This is a genomic window from Caulobacter sp. UC70_42 (assembly GCF_044056025.1).
Taxonomy (GTDB): domain Bacteria; phylum Pseudomonadota; class Alphaproteobacteria; order Caulobacterales; family Caulobacteraceae; genus Caulobacter.
In genome coordinates this window covers 2,255,746-2,276,863 of record NZ_CP171994.1, presented here as the reverse complement: position 1 = coordinate 2,276,863, position 21,118 = coordinate 2,255,746, and the positions used below count along the sequence as shown (strand labels likewise).

Below are 21,118 nucleotides of genomic sequence, written 5' to 3'. Positions count from 1 at the left end.
GGGAGACGAATGGCCAAGGGGATGGCGAGCGACCACGACATCGACAGGGACTTCGCCGCTTGGCTGGGGCCGCATCTGCCGATGCTGCGCCGGACGGCGCGGGCGTTCGCCGCCCCCCGCGACCAGCATGACCTGCTGCAGGAACTGACGGTGGCGCTGTGGAAGGCGCAGCCGAGCTTTCGGGAGCAGAGCGCGGCCGGGACGTTCGCCCATCGGGTGGCCCACAACGCCGCCCTCACCTGGCGACGGAGCGAGACCCGGCGACGACTGCGCGGGGTGTCGATCGAGGCCGAACTGCTGATCCGCGACTCCGGCGATGACCCCCAAGGTCCCCTGCTGGAGCGGCTCTACGCGGCCATCCGCACCCTGGCGCCGGTCGAGCGCTCGCTGATCCTGCTGTCGCTGGACGGCGTGGCCTATGGCGAGATCGCGCGGCTGCACGGGCTGACGGAGAGCAATGTCGGCGCGCGGCTGACCCGCCTGCGCCAACGGCTTGCGACCCAAGTGAAGGAGGACGCCGATGGACTTTGAGCGCCTCGAACAGGTCTGGCGGTCCGAGGCCAACCGCCCCTCCGAAGAGCAGCAGGCCCGACTGATGGAGGAACTGATGAACACCTTGAAGACCCGTCGCAGGACGGAATTCCTGCTGAGCGCCATACCGTTCGCGGCCCTGGCCGTGTTCACGCTCGTCGCCGGCGCGGCCGTGCTGCGCGGCGGCGAGGACTTTCATGGCTGGGCCGGCATGGCGATGCTGGGCGTCTGCTGGATCGTGATGATCGCGGTGTTCTGGAATGGCTTCCGTGCCCGCACCCGCGACACCGGCCAGCCAATGCGCGACACCCTGGCCGGCCTGCTGGCCCGCAACCAGGCGGCGCGACGGAACTACCACGTGTTCTGGATGATGGCCCCGGTGTTCATCCTGCCCATGTGGTTCGCCATCGAGCGCTTGCAGCGCGACGGCAAGATGGACAGCGCGGCGGGGATGCAGGCCCTGGCCCTGTGCGGCGGCGCGCTGGCGGCCAGCTTCGGCTGGAACACCCTGCGGTTCTACTGGGTGATGAAGCCCGAGCAGCGGCGACTGGAGGCGTTGCTCCAGGAATACGAACACTGATCTTGTCCTCCCGGAAGCCTCGCAGAGGCTGTCCGGGAGGACAAGAATTAGAGGCCGACCTCGGAGAGCGCCTTCGCCTGCCGCTCGGCGACGCCGTCCTCCAAGAACCCTTCCAACGACGCCTCGAACAGCGCCCGCCAGTTGTGGCGGGCCCCCAGGTGCAGGAAGGCAGCGCCCAGTCCGATCGCCGCGCGGTCCATGAACACGAACTCGCGCGGAATGGTGATCCCGCCCACCGCCTTCAGGGCCTGGCGCACCTTGAAGGCCTCCCGGCGGCCGTACTCGCCAGGCGGGACATCGTCGGCCACCGTGCGGACCCGGTCGTCCAGCAATGGACCGTAGATGAAACGCGCCCAGACGTTCAGCGTGTCGACCAGTTCATCCGTCAGCCCCTGGAAGCCCCAGGTGCGATAGGCCTCGACCTGCTCGGCGCGGTCGTCGTTGGAGAGGGCGCGATACAGCCGCACCACCCCGGCCACGAAGGTCGGCGGGAACACGCGGATGCAGCCGAAGTCGAGCAGGTTCAGATGCGCCGCCTCCTCGCCGCCGAAGCTGTAGTTCCCCAGGTGCGGGTCGCCATGAATGATCCCAAGATGGGTCATCGGGCTCCACCACGCCTCGAACAACAGGGCGGCGATGCGGTCGCGGGTCTCCTGCGGGGCGCTCTTGAAGGCCAGCAGGCCCTGGCCGTCCAGCCAGGTCATCGACAGCAGGCGGCCGGTCGACAGCTCCGGAACGGGCGTCGGCGTGCGGATGTTTTCGCGCGCGGCGAAGAAGTTTCCGTACACGGACATCATCCTGGCTTCGCGCTCGTAGTCGAGCTCCTCGCGCAGGCGATCACCGATCTCGACGATCATCTGCGACGGGTCGATCGAGCCGTCCATGCGCTTGAACAGGCCGATCAGGGCGCGCAGCTGGCCAAGGTCGCTTTCGACCGCGCTCTGCATGTCGGGATATTGCAGCTTCACGGCGATGGTCCGGCCGTCGTGAGTCGTGGCGCGGTGGACCTGGCCCAGCGAGGCGGCGGCGGCGGCCTCGTGCTCGAAGCTCGCGAACCGGCCCTGCCAGTCCGGCCCCAGCTCGGCCGCCATGCGCCGGCGCACGAACGGCCAGCCCATGGCGGGCGCGTTGGTCTGGAGCTCGGCGAATTCCTTGGCGAACTCCGGCGGCAGCAGGTCCGGCACCGTGGCGAACATCTGGGCCGCCTTCATCAGCGGGCCCTTCAGCCCACCCAGCGCCGCCTTCAGCGCCTTGGCGTTGCGGGCGTTGGCGTCGTCGCCGGCGAAGACGCGGTTGGCGCCGTAGGACACCGCCGCGCCAGACAGCCCCGCGCCCACCTTGGCGAAGCGGGAGAGCCGGCCCGAGAGGCGATCGCGCTCAGGGTCGCGGGCGTCATCCCCCATCAGGTCACCAGCGCCTCGAACTCGTCCACCAGCCGCTCCAGTTGCGCGCAGCCGGCGGCCCAGAACGCCTTGTCGCGCGGGTTCAGACCGAATGGCTTCAGCGCCTCGACATAGGTCCGCGTACCGCCAGCCGAGAGCAGATCCTCATAGAGCGGCGCGAATTTCACGGGATCTTCGCGGCGTTTTTCCATCAGGCCGCGCACCAGCAGGTCGCCGAACGCATAGGCGTAGACATAGAACGGCGCGTGGCAGAAGTGGCTGACATAGGCCCAGTAGTGCTCGTAGCCAGGGTTCAGCTTCACCGCCGGGCCCAGGCTTTCGCCCATCACCTCCAGCCAGAGGCCGCCGATCTGGTCGGGCGACAGCTCGCCCTCCTGGCGGGCGTCATGGAAGCGGCGCTCGAAGCGGTGGAAGGCGATCTGGCGGACCACGGTGTTGAGCCCGTCCTCGATCTTGCCGGCCAGCAGGCTCTTGCGGTCCTCGGGCGAGGCCTCGGCGAGAAGGCGGTCGAACACCAGGCCCTCGCCGAAGATCGAGGCCGTCTCGGCCAGGGTCAGGGGCGTGTCGGCCAGCAGGGTGCCCAGCGGCTGGCACAGGGTCTGGTGCACGGCGTGGCCCAGCTCGTGGGCCAGGGTCAGCACGTCGCGTCGCTCGCCCATGTAGTTCATGAACACGAACGGATGGCGGTCGGCGGTCACGGGGTGGGCGAAGGCGCCAGACTGCTTGCCCGGCCGCGGCCGAGCGTCGATCCACGGCTTGTCGAAGAACACCCGGGCGACGTCGGCGAACTTCGGCGCCAGGTCCTGGAAGCTCTCCAGCACCATGCCTCGCGCCTCGTCCCAGGCGTAGGCGCGCGGGGCGGCGGCGGTCAGCGGGGCGTTGCGGTCCCAATAGTCCAGGCTGTCGCGGCCCATGACCTTGGCCTTCAGGGCGTAGTAGCGATGCGACAGGCGCGGATAGGCCTCGACCACCGCCTGCTCCAGGGCGTCGACCGCGTCGCCGTCGACCTCGTTGGCCAGATGGCGCGACTGGGCGGGGCTGTCATAGCGGCGCCACCGGTCCTCGACCTGCTTTTCGAAGGCCAGGGTGTTCAGCGCCAGGGCCTGGGTGGAGGCGCGCTCTTCCAAAGCCTTGGCCAGGCCGTCCGCGGCGGCCTTGCGCCGCGCGACGTCGGGGTCGGAGAGACGGTTCAGAGCCTCGGGCAAGGTCAGGGTCTCGTCGCCGGCTTTCGCCGCCAGCTTGGCCAGCGTCTCGTCCCACAGCCGCACCCAGCTGGCGACGGCCGGGCTCTTGTCGACGATGAAGCGCTCCAGTTCCGGCGACAGCTCGTGCGGCCGCGAAAGGCGCACGCGACGCAGCCACGGCGCCCAGCGAGCCGCGTCGCGGTGAGCCTCCAGCGCCTTGGCGATCTCGGTGTCTTCCAGCTGGTTCAGCTCCAGCGTGAAAAACAGGCTCTCGGCGGCGATCTGTGAGGAGCGGGCTCGCAGGTCGGATTCGAACTTGGCCCAGGCGGGATCGTCGCGGGCGACGGCCGCTTCGAGGCTGGCATAGGCGCCGACGCTCCAGAGGCCGTTGGTGGCCGCTTCGTAGAGCGTGATCCCGCGATCCAGCAGCACGCCCAGGCGCGCCGGCTCCTTGCGAGCCTCGAGGAACATCCCCTCCAGCGTGGCGAGCTCGTCATTGGCGGCCTTGGCGGCGGCGAGGTCGGTTTCGATCCGGGGGTCGTCGCGGCCGACATAGAGGTCGGCCAGGTTCCATTCGGGCGGGGCGTCGGGCTTGAAAGGGGCGTTCATGGCCTAGCAGATAGGCGCTGCGCCCCCGTCCGCGCAATGCACGAGGACGTCAGGCTTCGGGCGTCAGGCCCTGCCGACGCCTGGCTTGGCCACGGTCGGTTCGGCCATCCAGGCCGCGACGCAGGCGACGAGGTAGGCGACCAGGGGCGAGCCGCCCACGGACAACCGCCCCTCGCCCAGCGGCGAGAGCATCGGCACGACCTGCAGGCACAGCAGGAAGGCGAGGAAGGCCAAGGCCGGCTTCCAGCCCTGGCCCTCCTGGCCGCGCCGCCAGCCCCAGGCCGCGCCCGCCAGGGCCAGTAGGCCCATCTCCAGCACCTCCTCGGGGAGCGGATGGTTCCAGAGACCCAAGCCGACCATCGGCCCATTCCACAGAAGCGGCAGGTCCGGACGATGGACCAGGAAGTCGAGCACCCAGTGCGAGAACACCGTCAGGCCGATGAACACGCCGGCGCGCCTGGGCAGCTTCAGCAGCGCCATCAGCCCCGCCCCGACCGCGACCGACCACAGCACCGCCGCCGGCAGGCTGTGGGTATAGGGCATGTGACTCAGCACCAGGGTGCTGCCCGGCAGGCTGGGATCGACGCTCGCCCTTTCGACGCCGGCCAGGATCAGCCCGCTCCAGGCGATGTCGATGGCCTGGCAGCCCAGGACATAGGTCCACAGTGGGACGCGCGGTTCGGCCGCCCGGGCGGCCAGGGCCGCCGCGTAGTGTCCAACGAACATGCCCCTAGACCTCGTACTGCCTGGCGATCACCTGGGGACCACGATCCTCCAGGCCTGTCGCAAAAGTCCAGCCAGTTCGTCGGCCTCGAACGCGCACCGTCTGTGCTCGCCCGTCGCGCCGCGGACTTCCGGCAAGGCCGGGGCCGGCGCCCGCCACGCCCCCTCCCCGGTAAGGTCCTGTTAAGGCTAAACCTTAAGCTTCGCGACACGTCTGCGAAAGCCGGTGTTTACCCGCGGGCTGTATCACTCTGAACCAACAAGAGCCGTGCTCCATGTGGGCATGGCCGGTTCTGGTGGATATGCCCTATGACCAAAACGGTCCTAGTCGTCGATGACGACCCGACACAACGTCGGTTGATCCAGGCGGTGCTCGAACGCGACGGGTTCGCGGTCGCACACGCCGAAGGCGGCGACGCGGCGATCGCGCACCTGACATCGGGCGCGCCGGCCGACGTCATCCTGCTCGATCTCGTCATGCCTGGCCTGACCGGCCAGGAGACGCTGAAGGAGATGCGCGCCCGCGGCTTCACCCAGCCCGTGATCGTGCTGACCGCCAGCGGCGGCGTCGACACCGTGGTCAAGGCCATGCAGGCCGGGGCGGCTGACTTCTTCATCAAGCCGGCGAGCCCTGAGCGCATCACCGTCTCGATCCGCAACGTCCTGTCGATGGGCGACCTCAAGGGCGAGGTCGAGCGCCTTACCAAGCGGGCCGGCGGCAAGACCACCTTCGCGGATCTGATCGGCGCCTCGCCGGTCATGACCATGGTCAAGCGCATGGGCGAGCGGGCGGCCAAGAGCGCCATCCCCGTGCTGATCACCGGCGAAAGCGGCGTCGGCAAGGAGCTGATCGCCCGCGCGGTGCACGGCTCCTCGGATCGCGCCGGCAAGCCGTTCGTGGCCGTCAACTGCGGCGCCATTCCCGAAAACCTCGTCGAGTCGATCCTGTTCGGCCACGAGAAGGGCTCGTTCACCGGCGCCAGCGACAAGCATCTGGGCAAGTTCAAGGAAGCCGACGGCGGCACCCTGTTCCTGGACGAGGTCGGCGAACTGCCGCTGGACGTCCAGGTCAAGCTGCTGCGCGCGCTGCAGGAGGGCGAGATCGATCCGATCGGCTCCAAGCGCTCGCTGAAGGTCGATGTCCGCATCGTCTCGGCCACCAATCGCGATCTGCAGCAGGCCGTTTCGGCCGGGCATTTCCGCGAGGATCTCTATTACCGCCTGAACGTCTTCCCGCTGGAGGCTCCGTCCCTGCGCGAGCGTCGCGAGGATATCCCGGCCCTGGTCGAGGCGTTCATCCGCCGCTTCAACGTGGAGGAAGGCAAGCGCGTCATCGGCGCCTCGCCCGAGACCTTGCAACTGCTGACCGCCTTCGACTGGCCGGGCAATGTCCGCCAGCTGGAGAACACGGTCTATCGCGCCATCGTGCTGGCCGACGCGCCCTATCTGCAGCCCTACGACTTCCCCGCCATCTCGGGTCTGGCCGCGCCGGTCGAGGCTGTTTCGACCCCGCCCGCGCCGCCGCCCGCCGCCCTGCTGCAAGCCGCTCACGCGGCCATGGCCGCCCCGACGGGCGCGGCCGAGGCGCCCGTGCGGATTCTCGACGACCGCGGTCACCTGCGGACGCTGGAAGACATCGAGCGCGACCTTATTCAGCACGCCATCGACGTCTATGCCGGCCACATGAGCGAAGTCGCCCGCCGCCTCGGCATCGGTCGCTCGACCCTCTATCGCAAGGTTCGCGAGCAGGGCATCGAGGTCGACATGAAGGAGGCCGGCTGATGGCGACTTTGATGATCTTCCGCCCCGTCTCGCGCGAACAGCGCCTGAAGGCGCTGCTGAAGCCGGCGCGCCCGGCCATGTCGGCGAAGCCGGCGCGCGCCTGAGGCGTTCAAGACCGAACTAGTGTCCGGGAGCGGCCAGGCTGAAGCTTGGCCGCTCTTCGGCGTTCTGGGGCGCCTCCTCGATGCGGACCCATCCCGCGCCGGACCGCCGGGCCATACCCTCGATCTCCATCTGCTCCAGCTCTCGTCCGACCTGGGTCGGGGTCACCGGCCGGCTCCAGCGGTGATCCAGCTGACGGGCGATCTCCGCCTCATTCAAGCCCGGCGCCTGGGTCAAGATTATCAGGATCATGTCGCGGGTGGAGCGCCCCCGTCGGCCGCGCTTGCCCGGAGCGGGCGGCGCGAACGGCGCCGGCTCGCCGGCGGACAGCCGCTCGGACATTCCGGCCTGTTTGAGGGCGTCCAGCGCCACGATGATCGCTCGTAGCTCGCCCTCGAACGGCGCCTGGGCGCGCTTCTGAGCCTCAACCATGCGGGTTTCCAGCTCCGCCTTGCGGCGTAGCAGATATTGATAGGTCGTCGCCATTGTCCTTGATCCACGAAGCCGTGGGGTTCGCTCGACGCCGATCCAGGCTATCGCCCGCGTGCGTCGAGGCTGGAGCCGCGACCCGCCCGCGACCCAGAACCCTCACAGCGATGAGTATTTAACTCTTTACAATTATTCACATTTTCGACCGAGATCCTTACCAGGACCTTAACGCGGTTCGACGAACAGTAGTTTTTGGTAAGTCTTTGAGACAAACTTCAGGCTGTTTTTGTCATCTGTTCTCGTGACACCGCTACGCTCGGAATGCGCGCGATAATCCCTGGCTTGATCGGGCCGGGATCAGCCTTCGTCGCTTTCAGGCTCGGGACGGCCGCGCCGCGCGAAGCCCTTGCCGCGCTTCATGGGCTTGGCTTCGCCCTTCGCCTTGCGGACGATTTCCTTCAGCTTGATGGCCTGGTTGCCCGACAGGGCCTGGCCGCGCGCGCCTTTTTCGGGGTCGGCGAAGGCCCGGCCATAGGTCTCGACGCGCTGGGCGACGCTGGTCAGGAACTCACCCTCCCACTCGGAGAGTTCGACACCGGACTTCTCGGCCGCGCGGCGCGCCCGCTTGAGGGCGTTCAGCGCGGCCTTCTTGGCCTGTTCTTTCGGATCGGGCGGCTTGGCGCGCATGTCGCCAGGACTATTCCCGACCCCGCGCGCCAGCGCACCTGAAAAACTTAGATCTCGCCGATGGCCGAGAGGTACAGGTCGAGGATCGCGTCCTCTTCCTGGCGCTTGGCGCGGTCCTGCTTGCGCAGGCGGACCACCTTCTTGAGGATCTTCACGTCGAAGCCATTGCCCTTGGCCTCGGCATAGACCTCCTTCATCTGTTCCATGATCTCGGTCTTTTCGACCTCGAGGCGCTCGACGCGATCGATGATCGACTTCAGCTGACCCTGGGCGGTCGAGTTCAGAACGTCTGCGTGGGGAACGGCGTCGTCGGCCATGCTCAGGTCTCGCGAGAGGCTGGAATTCAGGAGGCGCGGAACCTAGTGCGAACGCGCGCCGCTGGGAAGCGCGATTCAGCGGCCTTCCACACGTCCGCGCGCGATCTCGGCCAGGGCCGCCAGGTCGAGGTTCTTCTCTTCGCCGCCCAGCAGGGATTCCAGGCTGGCCTCGGCCAGATCGGCCAGCGGCATGGACAGGCCCTTGGCCTCGGCGGCGTCCAGGACGAGGCGCACGTCCTTGAGGCCGAGCTCGGCGGCGAAACCCGGCGGGGTGTAGCGGCGCTCGGCGATCATGGCGCCATAGATCTTGTAGATCGGGGCGGCGAACAGGGTGCTGGACAGCATGTCCAGAAGCTCGGGCGCCTCGACGCCATAGGCCTCGCCCAGCGCCACGGCCTCCCCCATGCTCTCGATGGCCGAGACGATCATGAAATTGCCGGCCAGCTTCAGGGCGTTGGCGCGGACAGGATCCTCGCCCAGCGGCCAGACCTTGGCGGCCAGCAGTTCCAGCACCGGCATGGCCACGGCCACGGCCTCGGGCGCGCCAGCGGCCAGGACGTTCAAGCCCCCCGCCTGGGCGACGGGCGGACGGCCGAACACGGGCGAGGCGACATAGCCAAGGCCCAGCTCGGCGTGCAGGGTCGAGAGCTCGGCGGCCAGGGCGGTCGAGATGGTGGCCAGGTTGACGTGGACGACGCCCTTGCGGACCTTGGCCAGCGCGCCGCTGTCCAGCAGCACCTCGCGTATGGCCTGATCGTGGGCCAGCATGGTCAGGACGATGTCGGCGGCGAAGGCCTCATCGACGCTGGCGGCCGGCGTGGCGCCCTCGGCGGCCAATTCGTCGACGACGCCGCGCGAGCGGTTCCACACGGTCACCTGGACGCCCTTGCCCAATAGGTTGCGGACCATGGCCGCGCCCATGGCGCCGAGACCGACGAAACCGACGTTCATGCGAGATCTCCCTGACTTGGGAACTAGAGCAGGCCGTGCCGCTCGACGGCGGCGCGCAGCTGCGCCGGATCGGTGAAGTGGTGGGTGTGGAAGCCGATGTCCATGGCCGCCGCGATATTGGCGGCGCTGTCGTCGATGAACAGCAGGTCGGAGGCCCGCAGCCCCGTGCGCTCCAGCACGATCTCGTAAATGCGACGATCCGGCTTGATCACCTGCTCGTCGCCCGAAACGATCGCGTCGCGGAAATGACCGAAGTGGACCGGCGACATGGCCTGGACCGCAGGCCACTTGCTCTGGGGCATGTTGGTCAGGGCGAACTGCGGCACGTCACGGGCGGCCAGGGCTTCGATCACGGATGCCGTTTCGGGAATCGGCCCCGACAGCATCTCGTGGAACCGCTCGTCCCAGGCCCGGATCTCGGCCTCATGCTCGGGGAAACGCGCGATCAGTGGCGCGGCGTTCTCAGGAAAGCCAACGCCCTTGTCGTGCTCGACATGCCAATCCAGCGTGCAGACATGCCGAAAGGAACCGGTCGAGATCGGCCGGTTCCTTGAACATTTTCGCGTACAGTGCGCGGGGATCCCAGCGCACGATGACGTTGCCGACATCCCAGAGAACGGCTCTGGGACGCGACAAGGTCATTAGCCTTGCTTGGCTTTGAAGCGCGGGTCGGTCTTGTTGATGATGTAGATGACGCCCTTGCGACGCACCATCTTGCAGTCGCGGTGGCGACCCTTCAGCGACTTCAGCGAGCTGCGAACCTTCATGACCGGTCTCTGTACTTCGGCGGAGAGGTTCGGGCGCGCAGAATACGGCCAGAACTTCCGGGGTGTTTCGGAGGCGGTGCGTATAAGTGCGACGCGGACCGGAGTCGATGCGCTCGACGCCCTTTCGCCCAAATGCGCGTGGGGATTTCGCGGGAACTTCACCCGTCTGGCGCGCTTGTGATTGAAGGCTTTACTCGAACCCCGGTAGCTTCCCCCGCATGGCCATCGATCGTCGCGTCTTTCTCGTTCTCCTGCTCGCCGGTTGCGCGGACACCTCTCCACAAGGTCCGCTGACGGCGATCACCCCGCCGCAACCCGCGCCCAAGCCCCATGCTCCGGCCGCGCCGCAGCCGGTTCCGGCGACGCCCGTGCCCGCCGGCGAGCTGGCCTTCGACACCTGGCTGCGGGACTTCCGGGGCCGCGCCATCGCCCAGGGCCTGTCGCCCGCCCTGCTGGACCGCGAGCTGGCTGGCGTGACGCCCGATCCCAAGGTCATCAGCCTGGACAGCCGCCAGCCGGAGTTCTCCAAGCCGGTGGGCGACTACATCAAGGGCGTGATCAGCGACGACCGCGTGGCCGTGGGCCGCCGCAAGCGTGAAGAGCTGACCTACCTGCCGACCATCGAGGCCCGCTACGGCGTGCCGCGCGACATCCTGCTGGCCGTCTGGGCCATGGAGTCGGCGTTCGGCCAGTTGCAGGGCAATTTCGACGTCGTCCGCTCGATGGTCAGCCTGGCCGCCGATGGCCGCCGCCGCGCCTGGGCCGAGGGCGAACTGATCGCCGCCCTGAAGATCATCGATTCGGGCGAGGTCACCCGCGCCCAGCTGCGCGGCTCGTGGGCCGGGGCGATGGGCCAGACCCAGTTCATCCCGTCCAGCTACCGCTCGACCGCCGTCGACTTCGACGGCGACGGCCGCCGCGACATCTGGGGCTCGGACGCCGATAGCCTGGCCTCGGCCGCCAACCTCCTGGCCAAGGGCGGCTGGAAACCCGGTGCGGGCTGGGCCAAGGAAGTGATCCTGCCGGCCGGCTTCGACTATTCGGTGACCGAGGTCGAGAAACAGATTCCCGCCTGGTGGGAAGCCCGCGGGGTGCGCCGCGCGGACGGCCTGCCCTGGACGGCGGCCGACGCGGCCTCGCCGGCCATGCTGCTTCTGCCTGCGGGCGCGGCGGGACCGGCCTTCCTGGCCCTGCCCAACCATTTCGCGATCCGCACCTACAACAACTCGACCTCGTACGCCCTGGGCATCGGCCTGCTGGCCGATCGCTTCGGCGGTGGCGCGCCCCCGGTCACGCCGTGGCCAGTCGAGACCCCGCTGTCGATGTCGGACCGCATGGCCGCCCAGATCGCCCTGGCCCGGGTCGGCTTCAACCCAGGCCCGGCCGACGGCGTCATCGGCGCCGGCACCCGCAAGGCCCTGCGCGCCTGGCAGCAGAGCCAGCAGCTGCCGGCCGACGGCTACATGTCGAACGACATGGTGAGCAGGCTGAAAGCCCAGGCCGGGATCACGCCTTAGCCACTTCCATCCAGATCGACCGGCTCTCGCCGGGCTGAAGCGTCACCATGCCGGTCTCCCCGGCCCCAAACGGGTTGGGGCGGCTGGCGCAGGGCTCGACGCACAGAAAGCCCTGGTCCGGCGGAACATAGACGTGAAGCCAGCGGCACTCCGGAGAGGCGGTGATGGTCGTGTCGGGCTGGCCGGGAGCCCGCAGCACCGCGCGCTGGTCCCAGCCCGTATAGCAGTGGTCGATCAGGTCGTGACCCGCCACGCTCGCCCCCTTCGCCCAGTCCGGTCCCCATACGCCGGCGTGACGCACGGTCGGCAAGACGTCCTCGTCGATCATCCAGACGCCATCATTGGTCGCCGTCAGGGTCTCAGCGTCGCGCGCCGGGAAGTAGGGATGGAAACCCAGGCCCGCCGGCATAGCGTCGGGGCCGGTGTTCGTGACCGACAGTTCCAGGCGCAGACCGGTCTCGCCAACCGCGAACCGCTGCTCGGCGCGGTAGGCCCAGGGCCAGGCGTCCGCCACGTGCTCGTAGGAGAGCAGCGCCTCGCCGCCTTCAGCCTTCTCAACCGTCCAGGCATTGCGCCAACCCTGGCCGTGCAGCGGATGCGGATGGGTCCCGAGGTTCGGAGGCAGCACGACCTCACGCCCTTCGAAGGTGAAGCGTCCGTTCGGGATGCGGTTGCAGAACGGGACCAGCGGAAAGCAGGCCGAGGCCAGGGCGTCGGTCGCGCCGGCCGCCATCGGCCGCAGCACGTGGCGGTCGCCGATCGTGAAGCTGGCGATCGCACCGCCGACCTCTGGCGCGAGCACCAGGCGGGCCGAGCCCCTTTCGATGACGGTCATGAAGGCCGCTCCCTAGAGTGTTAGCGGTCTCACTGCCTTGCGCCCGGTCCCGACGCAAGTTCAACTGGCGCCGATGGTCGAGACCCTCTCCGCGAAGGACGCGCGACGCATCGCGCTGGCGGCTCAGGGCTTCGCGCGGCCCCGTCCCGCCAATCCAGACAGGCGCCGCCTGCTCTCGACGATCGAGAGCCTGGGCGTCGTGCAGATCGACTCGGTCAATGTCGTCTCGCGCTCGCACTATCTGCCGCTGTTCTCGCGCCTGGGGGCCTATGACCGGTCGCTGCTGGAGGCGATGGCCTGGGGCAAGACGCCGGACCTCGCCGAATACTGGGCGCACGAGGCCTCGCTGACGCCGCTCTCGACCCACCCCCTGCTACGCTGGCGGATGCAGGACGCCCTCGACGGCGTCGGGGTCTGGAAGAACGTCGCCGCCTTCCTGCGCAGCCACGCGGACTTCCTCGACCAGGCCCTGGCCGCCGTCGCCGAACGCGGCCCTCTGGCGGCCTCCGAACTGGAGCTGGGCGCCAAGGGCGAAGGCGGCTGGTGGGGCTGGAGCGAAGGCAAGCGGGCCATGGAATGCCTGTTCTGGACCGGCCGCCTGACCACCGCCACGCGCCGCAACAGCTTCGAGCGCGTCTACGGCCTGCCCGAGAAGGTGCTGCCCAAGGCGATCACCGAGAACTCCCACGCCCAGCCGCGCCGAGGCTTGCCGCGAACTCTTGAAGATCTCGGCCCGCGCCATGGGCGTGGCCACCGAGCGGGACCTGCGCGACTACTTCCGGCTCGGCGTGACCGATGCTCGCGACGGCGTGGCCGCGCTGGTCGGCGACGGGACCCTGATCCCGGTCGCCGTGAAGGGCTGGGAGCAGCCGGCCTATCTGTGGCCGCGGGCGCGGCGGCCGCGGGCGGTGAAGACCGCCGCCCTGCTCTCGCCGTTCGACAACCTGATCTGGTTCCGCGAGCGCACCGAGCGGATGTTCGGCGTCCGCGTGCGGCTGGAGATCTACACCCCCGCCCACAAGCGCACCCACGGCTACTACGTGCTGCCGTTCCTGCAGGACGAGGCGATCACCGCGCGCGTCGACCTCAAGGCCGATCGCAAGGCCGGCAAGCTGCTGGTCCTGGCCGCCCACGCCGAGCCTGACGCCGATGACGCGACCGCGGAACGGCTCGCCGGAGAACTGGCGCTGATGGCGTCCTGGCTGGGGCTTTCCGGCGTCGAGGTTCGCCCCACGGGCGATCTCGCGCCCAAGTTGGGTTCGATCATCCGGGTCGCCGCATGAATGCTCGCTCGACCCGACTGTAAAGCATTGTAAAAATGCCGCCTGAAGGCGAGCAACCGGGGGCGGGGCGCGATAACAATGAATAGCTGGTCGCCTGTTCGTCACCCCACCGACATCGGGCGTCCCGCGGCGCGTTCCGCTCCCCCGCGGGACGCGCCACTTCCCAGTATAAGTGAGCGCATGAAAGTCGCCCTGCTCGACGACGACCAAAGCCATAATGCGCTTGTCGCTTCGGTTCTGGATCCTGCAGGCTTTGTCTGCACCAGTTTCACGACGCCCTCGCGTCTTCTGGCCGAGCTGCGCAAGCAGACGTTCGACCTGATCATTCTCGACTGGAACATGCCGGAGCTGTCCGGTGTCGAGACCCTGCGCCTGCTGCGCGAGGATCCGACCACCGCCCCGCCGGTCCTGCTGCTGACCAGCCGCTCGGTCGAGGCGGACCTCGTGGAAGGCCTGAACGCCGGCGCCGACGACTACATCGTCAAGCCGCTGCAGCCCCAGGTGCTGCTTGCCCGCGTCAACGCCGTGGCCCGTCGCATCCACCGGCCGCCGGTCTCGCCCCAGGTCGAGCAGCATGGCCCCTATCGCCTGGACCCAGGCGCCCAGACGGCCAGTTGGGCGGGCCATGTCGAGGCCCTGACGCCCAAGGAATTCCAGCTGGCGTCCTTGCTCTTCAACAACCTGTCCCGCCCCCTGTCGCGCGAGTACCTGCTGCGGCGCATCTGGGGTCAGCGGCCCGATCTGGAGACCCGCACCCTGGACGCGCACGTCTCGCGCCTGCGCGCCAAGCTGCATCTGCGGCCAACCAACGGTTTCAGACTCAGCACGGTCTACGGTTTCGGCTATCGTCTGGAGGCCTGTGATCCCGAGGCGGCGGGCGGGGGAGAGTAGACATGACCAGGGCTGCGGGGGCGGGCCTCCTTTTTTCTGGCCGGGCTGATGCTTGCGAGCGCGGCCAACGCCCAGACCGCCGCGCCGGAGCCGCCGGTGGCCTATGTGGTCAAGCCGGGCGATACGCTGATTGGGCTCGCCAGCCGCTACATGAACCGACCTGGCGACTATCGCGCGGTGCAGAAGGCCAATCGCGTGGCCCAGCCCACCCGCCTGCGGCCTGGCTCGCAACTGAACATCGACCCGAACCTTTTGAAGTCGACGCCGATAGCCGCCAGCCTGTCGGCGTTCACCGGCCCCGTCACCGTCGAGACCAACGGCCAGCGCGCGCCGGCGCGGGTCGGCATGCCGCTGTCTGAGGGCCAGGTGATCAGCACCGGCCCCGGAGCCTTCGCCACCTTCGAGCTGGAGGACGCCTCGCGCGTCACCCTTCCGTCGAACACCCGCGTGCGGATCTCCAAGCTGCGCCAGGTGATGATCAACAACGCGCCCCAGCGGGTGTTTCAGCTGGACCAGGGCAAGAGCACGATCTCGGCCACGCCGACCGAGACGCCGGGGGCACGGTTCGAGGTGCGCACCCCAGTCTCGGTCTCGGCGGTGCGCGGCACCGAGTTTCGGGTCGGAGCCAATGGGGATGGGGCTCAGACGGAAGTCCTGAAAGGCGCGGTCGGCGTCGACGCTGGCCAGGTGGCGACCGGCGGGCCGCCGGTGGCGGCAGGCTTCGGCGTCAGCGCTTCGGCCAGCGGCGTCGGCGGGCCTGTTGAACTCCTGCCCGGACCGAAGATGGGTCCCGGCGGCCAGACCCAGAACGAGGCGATCGTCCGCTTCACCGTCGAACCTGTCCCGGGCGCGGCCGCCTATCGTCTGCTGCTGGCCCGCGACGCCGGCTTCGTGGACATCTTCGCCGAGGCCAGAACTCAGACCACGACCCGCGAGCGCCCCACCGCCGACTTCAGCCAACTGGAGAACGGCACCTATTTCGTCCGCCTGACCGCGATCGACCCGGGCGGCCTGGAAGGCTTCCCGTCCGACTACAGCTTCGACCGCGACCTCAACACGCTGGAAGCCGGCGCGCCGTCCGACAGCCGCGAGGGCAAGCATCGCAAGTTCCTGTTCCGCTGGAGCGCGGCGGGCGACGGCGTGCGCAACTATCGCTTCCAGCTGTTTTCCGACGCCGAGGCCAAGGTCGCGGTCGTGGACCAGCCCGGCCTGACCGAGCCCCAGCTGACCCTGACCGACCTGCCGCCCGGGAGCTATTCCTGGCGCGTGGCCGCCGTGCGCTTCAAGGATGGCGCGGTGACCGAGAAGGTCGGGACGCTGCAGCAGCTGCAGATCGGGAAGTGACGCACGCCGCGCCCCGCGCGCCGCGCCCGAGCGGGCGGCTGCTGTCCTGGCTGCTGCTGGCCATCGTCTCCAGCCTGGTCATGGTGGCCTTCGCCGTCCTGCCGCCCAAGCGGCTGGACAACGTGCTTTACGACATCCTGGCCCGCGCCAACGGCCGGCCGGCCGATCCCTCGATCCTGATCGTCGACATCGACGATCGCAGCCTGGCCCAGCTGGGCGCCTGGCCCTGGTCGCGCGATATCCACGCCAGAATGGTCGACCGGCTGACCGAGGCCGGCGCGCGGACCATCGTCTACGACGTCCTGTTCAGCGAAGCTGGCGACCCAGCCCAAGATCAGGCGCTGGGCGAGGCCATCAAGCGTTCAGGTCGGGTCTACCTGCCGCAGTTTCTGGCCGACGCGGGCGCGGGCGCCCCGCCGCGAGTCGTGGGCTCGGTGCCCGCCATCGCCCAGGGCGCGGCCGGCGTCGGCCTGGCCCATGTTCGCTTCGACGACGACGGCGTCGTGCGCCGCATGGCCCCGTTCGAAATCAGCGGCGTCAGCCTCAGTCCCGATCTCGTCACCGTTGTCCACCGCGCCACCCGTCCGGTCGGGGCGCGCGACGTCACGCGCGGCTTCGACGAGACCCTGCTGATCCCGTTCGCCGGCCCGCCGTCGATCTATCGCCACGTCAGCTTTTCCAGCGTGCTGGCCGGCGAGGCGCCGCCGTCGCTGATCGCCGGCCACACGGTGTTCGTGGGCCTGACCGCTCCGGGCCTGGGTCCCGCGTTCCCGACGCCGGTGACGCCCGACGCCGCCAGCATGACCGGCGTGCAGTTGCAGGCCAGCATCCTGGACGGCCTGCGCAGCGGCCTGATGGTCAAGCCGGCGGGCCCGTGGAGCCGCGCGGCCTTCACGCTCACCCTGCTGTGGCTGCTGATGGTCGGGTTCCTGGTCCTGCCGCCGCGCGCCAACCTGGCGCTGACGATCGGCCTCTGCCTGGTCGGTCTGGCCTATTCGGCGGCGATGTTCTGGCTGGGCCAGATCTGGCTGTCGCCGATCGCCACCGTGCTGGGCCTGCAGATCATCGCCCTGCTCTGGGGCTGGGGACAGCTGGGTCGCGTCAACGACCTGCTAAGCCGCGAACTGGCGCGCGTGCGTGGCATCGTGCGCGGACGCGGGCGCGGAACCGCTCCAGCCGATTTCGAAAGCGATGTCGTGTCGCGCCAGGCCTCGAACCTGGGCGAGGCGATCACGCGCATGGACGACCTGCGCCGCTTCTCGGCCGACGCCCTGTTCAGCCTGCCCGACGCCACCCTGGTCGCCGACGCCCACGGCCGGGTGATCGCCGCCAACGCCGCCGCCCAGGCCCTGTTCAAGCCCAGCCAGATTCAGCTGACGGGCTCGTCCCTGGCCGACCTGATCAACGCTCTGGAGCCGCTGGGTCATCGCTTCGAGCTGGACTGGCCCCCCAACCCGCACCATTTGGCCACCGAGCGGCACGAGCCGATCGACCTGCACCTGCCCGACGGCCGCGCCTTCCAGCTGCAGACCGTGTTCCGCAGGGACGAGACCGACGCGCCGGCCGGCTGGATCGTCCGCCTGGCCGATATCTCGATCCTCACCGCCGCCATGCGCCAACGCGAGCAGGCCCTGCAACTCCTGACCCATGACATGCGCTCGCCGCAGACCTCGATCCTGGCCCTGCTGGCCACGACGCCCGGCGTCCCGACCGAACTGTCCGACCGCATCGCCGCCTATGCCAAGCGCACCCTGGCCCTGGCCGACGGCTTCGTGCAGCTGGCGCGGGCCGAGGTGACCCCGGTTCATCTGGAGCCGGTCGACCTGGCCGACATCGCCGTCGAGGCCATCGACGAGGTCTGGCCGCAATCGCTGCAGCGCAAGATCCGGATCGAGCAGGTCGGCGGCGACACGCCGCTGACCGTGCTGGGCGATCGCGGCGTCCTGGCCCGCACCCTGGTCAACCTGCTGGGAAACGCGGTGAAGTACAGCCCCGAAGGCTCGACCATCACCGTAAGCCTATCGGAACAGCCTTCGGCGAGCGGCCCGACCGCCAATGTCGCCATCGCCGACCAGGGTCCGGGGTTCTCGCGCGAGGAGGCGACCACCGCCTTCAGGCCCTTCCAGCGTTTCGAGCGGCCGGGTCACGACTTCGCGGTCAATGGCGTGGGTCTGGGCCTGGCCTTCGTGCAGGCGGCCGTCACCCGCCACGGCGGCGAGGTCTCGTGCCGCAGCGCGCCGGGCGTCGGGGCGGAGTTCACCGTCCGCCTGCCGCGTCATACCGTTGGGCCGGCGAACTAACCCTTGGTGGAGGGCCGCAGGGCCGCGACCAGCAGGTCCGCGACGGCCGCAGGCTCGTCCTTGCGCACGCGGATGGAGGACCAGGCGACGGTCTTGCCCGTGCCAGCCTCGACCACCGCCAGGGTGACCGTGCGGGCCGGCCCCTTGCCCCGCCACGGCCGCCACCAGGGACGGTCCTCGGCCGGGCTGCGCCAGGCCTTGTCGTCGAGGGGTCCGGCGGCGCTGGAGACGCCGACGCTCAAAGGCGCCACCGCCACGCCGACCTGGACGAGGTAGGCAGGCTTGCCGCCGCCGCTTCCGCCCAAGGCGTCGATCGCCCGCGCCTGGACCGCCTTGGCGAAGGCCGCATCGGCGCCGTCGGCCGAACTGGAATAGGGGGCCAGGCCCTTCAACCCGGTGACGTCGCCCTGCCCCACGGCCCGGGGCGAGGCGCAAGCGCCGAGCAGCGTCAGACAAACTCCGGCCAGCAGAAAACCGCTTGCGCGCATGGTCGTTCGCCCCCGGTGGTTCAGATGGAGAATGATAGCGCCGCGCGCCCCGAAGGTCACGCGAGCCAGGCGCTCAGGGCGCACCAGACCAGGATGATCACCGCCCAGCTCAGCACCGCCAAGACCACGGCTACGACGAACCGGCCGAGGCGAAGGCGACGCGATCGGAACCGGTGGCCGACGGTCGCGGCCGTCGGCGCCGTCATGCTGGACTGCTCCATGCTCCGCGCTCCCCCCATCATTTTTTGTACTTAAACGGCAAGAACTCGGCGCCGGCCAGGAATCCTGGCTCTGATTTTACAATGGATAACATTGCCGACGTTGGTCGCATTGGGAGGCCCCCGCGCGCCGCCACAGAGACCGGCCGTCCCGTCCAGCTTTCCCGGAGCCGGAGGCGCATGGGGGTCTTCGACGCCGTCCTCCCCCAGCTGTTCAGACCGGACAAGGAGTAAGGCGGCCCCATTTCGCTCCAGGATCTCGATACGCCAGAGACGGCGCCGCCTCGCCCCGCCCGCGCCGCGACATTTCGCCACATAAATCCAGGCATTTCCGCCGGTCGTCGGAGACGGCGTCGTTCAGGCCGCGAGGCTTAACCATGAAAACCGCTGATATTTGAGCTTTTGTTGGACTTAGACGACTTCGAAGGTCCTCGTTCCGCCAAATCCTGACTTGAGGATCGCTCGCAACAAACGATCGTCATTCCGCCAAAAAGATGGATAGTGCTCCGCCGTGAAGGGGGTGGTTTTTGGCGGACGTGGGTGATCTTTTGGCCGTGACGGACTCGCACAAGGCCGCGCTGCTGGGCCTGTACGAGGAAAAGCGCGCCAATCTGGTGCGTTTCTTCTCCGCGCGCCTGGGCTCCCGCGCCGAGGCCGAGGACCTGGTCCAGGATCTCTATCTCCGCATCAGTGGCATGGAATCGGTCGGCCCGGTCGACAATCCCTCGGCCCTGCTGCACCGGATCGGCTCGAACCTGATGCTTGACCGCCTGCGCAGCCAGAAGCGTTCGGGGACGCGCGACAGCGACTGGCGCGACGTCACCACGACCGTCGTGGCCGGCCACGAGGTCGCCGACGAACCTTCCGCCGACGAGGTTGTCGCCAGCCGTCAGCGGCTCAGGGCCTTGGTCGAGGCCGTTCGAGGACTTGCCTGAAAAGACCCGTCAGGCCTTCCGGCTGCACAAACTTGAGGGGCACAGCCACGTGGAAACCGCACGACGCATGGGCATCAGCGTCAGTACGGTGGAAAAGCACATAAGCTCCGCCTTGAAGACCCTGACGAGGCGGCTCCGTTGATTTATGCAGGGTCACATGGGGGCCGGGCCTGCACGGCGCCGTCTATTCGCAGGGGGATGATGGATCCTCGTCGGAGCACCACCGGATGAGCCGGTCAGCGCAACATCTGCAAGAGGCGGCCGATTGGCTGACCCGACTGCAGCGGCCGGAGGTCGAAGAGACCGACTGGCTGGCGTTTGACGCCTGGCTCAACGAACCCGGTGCGCGGGAGGCGTATGACGCCATCCAGGCCGTCGACGAGGAGATCTTCCAGCGAGGCGCGGCCGTCCGGGGGGAATTGGCCGAGCCGAAGCGCGCCGCGGCGAAGCGTGCGTTCATGATCGACTGGCGTTGGCTGGGTGGTCTGGGCGCCGCGGGCGCCGCGGCCGCCGTCGCCCTTGTCGTCGCGCCGTGGGGCGAGATCCTGCCGGCGTCCGACACGCTCTACACCACGGCCAAGGGCGAGAACCGCGCCATCGCGCTGGCCGACGGCAGCCACATCGACCTGAACACCGACTCGCACCTGTCCGTGCGCCTCGAGAAGGACGCGCGTCGCGTGACCGTGCACGAAGGCCAGGCCCTGTTCGATGTGGCGCACGACGCCGCCCGCCCATTCCTGATCACCGCCGGCGACGAGACCGTGCGCGTGCTCGGCACCAAGTTCGACGTGCGCCGCCGCGATGGGCAGCTCACGGTCACCGTGCTGCGCGGCCTGGTCGAGGTCTCTACGGGACAGTGGCGACACTCCCGTGCGGCTGCGCCCGGGCCAGATGCTGGAACATGTCGAGGGCGCTTCGGGCGTCAGCGTGCGCGGCGTCGTGGCCGCGGATCAGGTGGGCTGGCGTTCGGGCCGCCTGATCTACCGCAACGAGCCGCTGACGCGGATCGTCGCCGACATGAACCACTATTTCGACCGCCCGCTTCGCCTTGAAGGTGAAAACACGGCCAATCTTCGTTTCTCCGGCGTATTGATCGTGGATGGTCAGGATGCGATGGTCCGTCGCCTGACCAGCCTCATGCCGATTTCGGCGACGCCGAGCGATGATTCGATTGTCCTGCGCGGAAGGCCGTCCGCTCCCGACTGACGTCCTTGACCGGGCCCGACCCTGAATTGGGCTTCG

At 68.8% G+C, this 21,118-nt stretch carries 22 protein-coding genes and 3 pseudogenes; 13 read left to right on the top strand and 12 right to left on the bottom strand.

The features are described from left to right. The first annotated feature begins 21 nt into the window (after positions 1-21). On the top strand, positions 22-531 hold the full coding sequence (locus ACHMW8_RS11460; protein ID WP_395445951.1) for an RNA polymerase sigma factor: 510 nt from the start codon (positions 22-24) through the stop codon (positions 529-531). Then, positions 521-1,111: a hypothetical protein gene (locus ACHMW8_RS11455; protein ID WP_395445620.1), complete on the top strand. Its 591-nt coding sequence runs from the start codon at positions 521-523 to the stop codon at positions 1,109-1,111. The genes ACHMW8_RS11460 and ACHMW8_RS11455 overlap by 11 nt, the downstream gene beginning before the upstream one ends. A 47-nt stretch (positions 1,112-1,158) precedes the next feature. Here the strand turns inward: ACHMW8_RS11455 and ACHMW8_RS11450 are convergent, their stop codons facing one another. The 3 genes from ACHMW8_RS11450 to ACHMW8_RS11440 all read right to left on the bottom strand — a co-directional run bounded on the left by ACHMW8_RS11450 (position 1,159) and on the right by ACHMW8_RS11440 (position 5,033). Next, positions 1,159-2,514 (bottom strand): ABC1 kinase family protein, encoded by a 1,356-nt coding sequence (locus ACHMW8_RS11450; protein WP_395445619.1) that lies wholly within the window; start codon positions 2,512-2,514, stop codon positions 1,159-1,161. Next, the gene (locus tag ACHMW8_RS11445; RefSeq protein WP_395445618.1) at positions 2,514-4,307 is read right to left on the bottom strand and encodes a M3 family oligoendopeptidase; all 1,794 of its coding nucleotides are present in this window, start codon (positions 4,305-4,307) and stop codon (positions 2,514-2,516) included. Before ACHMW8_RS11445 ends, ACHMW8_RS11450 begins: the two co-directional genes overlap by 1 nt. A 63-nt stretch (positions 4,308-4,370) precedes the next feature. After that, a complete protein-coding gene (locus tag ACHMW8_RS11440) occupies positions 4,371-5,033 on the bottom strand; it encodes a hypothetical protein (protein ID WP_395445617.1) in 663 nt (220 codons plus the stop codon). Between the two features lie 306 nt (positions 5,034-5,339). Between ACHMW8_RS11440 and ACHMW8_RS11435 the strand changes: the two genes are divergently transcribed. Both ACHMW8_RS11435 and ACHMW8_RS11430 read left to right on the top strand, forming a co-directional pair. Beyond that, a complete protein-coding gene (locus tag ACHMW8_RS11435; protein ID WP_395445616.1) occupies positions 5,340-6,812 on the top strand; it encodes a sigma-54-dependent transcriptional regulator in 1,473 nt (490 codons plus the stop codon). An 11-nt stretch (positions 6,813-6,823) separates the two neighbouring features. Next, positions 6,824-6,916, top strand: coding sequence for a hypothetical protein (locus tag ACHMW8_RS11430; RefSeq protein ID WP_370450253.1), 93 nt, complete (start codon positions 6,824-6,826; stop codon positions 6,914-6,916). A 16-nt stretch (positions 6,917-6,932) separates the two neighbouring features. Here ACHMW8_RS11430 and ACHMW8_RS11425 read toward each other — a convergent pair whose 3' ends face one another. The 6 genes and pseudogenes from ACHMW8_RS11425 to ykgO form a co-directional block, all read right to left on the bottom strand. Further along, positions 6,933-7,400 (bottom strand): hypothetical protein, encoded by a 468-nt coding sequence (locus tag ACHMW8_RS11425; protein WP_395445615.1) that lies wholly within the window; start codon positions 7,398-7,400, stop codon positions 6,933-6,935. A 300-nt stretch (positions 7,401-7,700) separates the two neighbouring features. Continuing rightward, on the bottom strand, positions 7,701-8,030 hold the full coding sequence (locus tag ACHMW8_RS11420) for a hypothetical protein (protein ID WP_125159194.1): 330 nt from the start codon (positions 8,028-8,030) through the stop codon (positions 7,701-7,703). 47 nt (positions 8,031-8,077) lie between these two features. Next, the gene (locus tag ACHMW8_RS11415) at positions 8,078-8,347 is read right to left on the bottom strand and encodes a DUF2312 domain-containing protein (RefSeq protein WP_125159195.1); all 270 of its coding nucleotides are present in this window, start codon (positions 8,345-8,347) and stop codon (positions 8,078-8,080) included. Between the two features lie 75 nt (positions 8,348-8,422). Further along, positions 8,423-9,298, bottom strand: coding sequence for an NAD(P)-dependent oxidoreductase (locus tag ACHMW8_RS11410; RefSeq protein WP_395445614.1), 876 nt, complete (start codon positions 9,296-9,298; stop codon positions 8,423-8,425). Positions 9,299-9,321: 23 nt separating this feature from the next. After that, positions 9,322-9,940, bottom strand: a pseudogene (locus ACHMW8_RS11405) (HAD family hydrolase). Next, a complete protein-coding gene (gene ykgO / locus ACHMW8_RS11400) occupies positions 9,940-10,065 on the bottom strand; it encodes a type B 50S ribosomal protein L36 (RefSeq protein WP_004616427.1) in 126 nt (41 codons plus the stop codon). Before ykgO ends, ACHMW8_RS11405 begins: the two are co-directional and overlap by 1 nt. A gap of 218 nt (positions 10,066-10,283) precedes the next feature. On the opposite strand from ykgO, the gene ACHMW8_RS11395 reads away from it, so the two are divergent. Beyond that, positions 10,284-11,582, top strand: a complete 1,299-nt coding sequence (locus tag ACHMW8_RS11395; protein ID WP_395445613.1) for a lytic murein transglycosylase — start codon at positions 10,284-10,286, stop codon at positions 11,580-11,582. On the opposite strand, the gene ACHMW8_RS11390 is transcribed toward ACHMW8_RS11395, so the two are convergent. Continuing rightward, positions 11,572-12,417 (bottom strand): aldose 1-epimerase, encoded by an 846-nt coding sequence (locus tag ACHMW8_RS11390; RefSeq protein ID WP_395445612.1) that lies wholly within the window; start codon positions 12,415-12,417, stop codon positions 11,572-11,574. The genes ACHMW8_RS11395 and ACHMW8_RS11390 overlap by 11 nt on opposite strands. A gap of 73 nt (positions 12,418-12,490) precedes the next feature. Between ACHMW8_RS11390 and ACHMW8_RS11385 the strand changes: the two are divergent. The 4 genes and pseudogenes from ACHMW8_RS11385 (at position 12,491) to ACHMW8_RS11370 (ending at position 18,235) form a co-directional block, all read left to right on the top strand. After that, positions 12,491-13,700: pseudogene (locus ACHMW8_RS11385) on the top strand (winged helix-turn-helix domain-containing protein). Between the two features lie 78 nt (positions 13,701-13,778). Then, entirely contained in the window at positions 13,779-14,591 is an 813-nt protein-coding gene (locus ACHMW8_RS11380; protein WP_199743591.1) for a response regulator transcription factor, read from the top strand. Positions 14,592-14,593: 2 nt separating this feature from the next. Then, positions 14,594-15,935, top strand: a pseudogene (locus ACHMW8_RS11375) (FecR domain-containing protein). Continuing rightward, positions 15,932-18,235 carry a CHASE2 domain-containing protein gene (locus tag ACHMW8_RS11370; RefSeq protein WP_395445611.1) on the top strand — a complete coding sequence of 768 codons (2,304 nt, stop codon included), beginning with the start codon at positions 15,932-15,934 and terminating at the stop codon, positions 18,233-18,235. The pseudogene ACHMW8_RS11375 and the gene ACHMW8_RS11370 overlap by 4 nt, the downstream one beginning before the upstream one ends. On the opposite strand, the gene ACHMW8_RS11365 is transcribed toward ACHMW8_RS11370, so the two are convergent. Both ACHMW8_RS11365 and ACHMW8_RS11360 read right to left on the bottom strand, forming a co-directional pair. After that, the gene (locus ACHMW8_RS11365) at positions 18,232-18,723 is read right to left on the bottom strand and encodes a hypothetical protein (protein WP_125159203.1); all 492 of its coding nucleotides are present in this window, start codon (positions 18,721-18,723) and stop codon (positions 18,232-18,234) included. The two genes, ACHMW8_RS11370 and ACHMW8_RS11365, sit on opposite strands and share 4 nt — an antisense overlap. Positions 18,724-18,779: 56 nt before the next feature. Then, a complete protein-coding gene (locus ACHMW8_RS11360) occupies positions 18,780-18,929 on the bottom strand; it encodes a hypothetical protein (RefSeq protein ID WP_395445610.1) in 150 nt (49 codons plus the stop codon). Between the two features lie 566 nt (positions 18,930-19,495). On the opposite strand from ACHMW8_RS11360, the gene ACHMW8_RS11355 reads away from it, so the two are divergent. From ACHMW8_RS11355 to ACHMW8_RS11340, 4 genes are all read left to right on the top strand, one after another. Then, positions 19,496-19,876, top strand: a complete 381-nt coding sequence (locus ACHMW8_RS11355; RefSeq protein ID WP_395445609.1) for an RNA polymerase sigma factor — start codon at positions 19,496-19,498, stop codon at positions 19,874-19,876. Next, positions 19,818-20,018 carry a sigma factor-like helix-turn-helix DNA-binding protein gene (locus tag ACHMW8_RS11350; protein WP_395445608.1) on the top strand — a complete coding sequence of 67 codons (201 nt, stop codon included), beginning with the start codon at positions 19,818-19,820 and terminating at the stop codon, positions 20,016-20,018. The genes ACHMW8_RS11355 and ACHMW8_RS11350 overlap by 59 nt, the downstream gene beginning before the upstream one ends. 85 nt (positions 20,019-20,103) lie before the next feature. Continuing rightward, positions 20,104-20,928 carry a FecR family protein gene (locus ACHMW8_RS11345; RefSeq protein WP_395445607.1) on the top strand — a complete coding sequence of 275 codons (825 nt, stop codon included), beginning with the start codon at positions 20,104-20,106 and terminating at the stop codon, positions 20,926-20,928. Next, the gene (locus tag ACHMW8_RS11340) at positions 20,894-21,082 is read left to right on the top strand and encodes a hypothetical protein (protein WP_395445606.1); all 189 of its coding nucleotides are present in this window, start codon (positions 20,894-20,896) and stop codon (positions 21,080-21,082) included. Before ACHMW8_RS11345 ends, ACHMW8_RS11340 begins: the two co-directional genes overlap by 35 nt. The last annotated feature ends 36 nt before the right edge of the window (positions 21,083-21,118 follow it).

Coding starts and splice junctions, on each gene's coding strand:
- ACHMW8_RS11460 (WP_395445951.1), top strand. CDS start 22: ATGGCGAGCGACCACGACATCGACAGGGACTTCGCCGCTTGGCTGGGG.
- ACHMW8_RS11455 (WP_395445620.1), top strand. CDS start 521: ATGGACTTTGAGCGCCTCGAACAGGTCTGGCGGTCCGAGGCCAACCGC.
- ACHMW8_RS11450 (WP_395445619.1), bottom strand. CDS start 2,514: ATGGGGGATGACGCCCGCGACCCTGAGCGCGATCGCCTCTCGGGCCGG.
- ACHMW8_RS11445 (WP_395445618.1), bottom strand. CDS start 4,307: ATGAACGCCCCTTTCAAGCCCGACGCCCCGCCCGAATGGAACCTGGCC.
- ACHMW8_RS11440 (WP_395445617.1), bottom strand. CDS start 5,033: ATGTTCGTTGGACACTACGCGGCGGCCCTGGCCGCCCGGGCGGCCGAA.
- ACHMW8_RS11435 (WP_395445616.1), top strand. CDS start 5,340: ATGACCAAAACGGTCCTAGTCGTCGATGACGACCCGACACAACGTCGG.
- ACHMW8_RS11430 (WP_370450253.1), top strand. CDS start 6,824: ATGATCTTCCGCCCCGTCTCGCGCGAACAGCGCCTGAAGGCGCTGCTG.
- ACHMW8_RS11425 (WP_395445615.1), bottom strand. CDS start 7,400: ATGGCGACGACCTATCAATATCTGCTACGCCGCAAGGCGGAGCTGGAA.
- ACHMW8_RS11420 (WP_125159194.1), bottom strand. CDS start 8,030: ATGCGCGCCAAGCCGCCCGATCCGAAAGAACAGGCCAAGAAGGCCGCG.
- ACHMW8_RS11415 (WP_125159195.1), bottom strand. CDS start 8,347: ATGGCCGACGACGCCGTTCCCCACGCAGACGTTCTGAACTCGACCGCC.
- ACHMW8_RS11410 (WP_395445614.1), bottom strand. CDS start 9,298: ATGAACGTCGGTTTCGTCGGTCTCGGCGCCATGGGCGCGGCCATGGTC.
- ykgO (WP_004616427.1), bottom strand. CDS start 10,065: ATGAAGGTTCGCAGCTCGCTGAAGTCGCTGAAGGGTCGCCACCGCGAC.
- ACHMW8_RS11395 (WP_395445613.1), top strand. CDS start 10,284: ATGGCCATCGATCGTCGCGTCTTTCTCGTTCTCCTGCTCGCCGGTTGC.
- ACHMW8_RS11390 (WP_395445612.1), bottom strand. CDS start 12,417: ATGACCGTCATCGAAAGGGGCTCGGCCCGCCTGGTGCTCGCGCCAGAG.
- ACHMW8_RS11380 (WP_199743591.1), top strand. CDS start 13,779: ATGAATAGCTGGTCGCCTGTTCGTCACCCCACCGACATCGGGCGTCCC.
- ACHMW8_RS11365 (WP_125159203.1), bottom strand. CDS start 18,723: ATGCGCGCAAGCGGTTTTCTGCTGGCCGGAGTTTGTCTGACGCTGCTC.
- ACHMW8_RS11360 (WP_395445610.1), bottom strand. CDS start 18,929: ATGACGGCGCCGACGGCCGCGACCGTCGGCCACCGGTTCCGATCGCGT.
- ACHMW8_RS11345 (WP_395445607.1), top strand. CDS start 20,104: ATGAGCCGGTCAGCGCAACATCTGCAAGAGGCGGCCGATTGGCTGACC.
- ACHMW8_RS11340 (WP_395445606.1), top strand. CDS start 20,894: ATGAACCACTATTTCGACCGCCCGCTTCGCCTTGAAGGTGAAAACACG.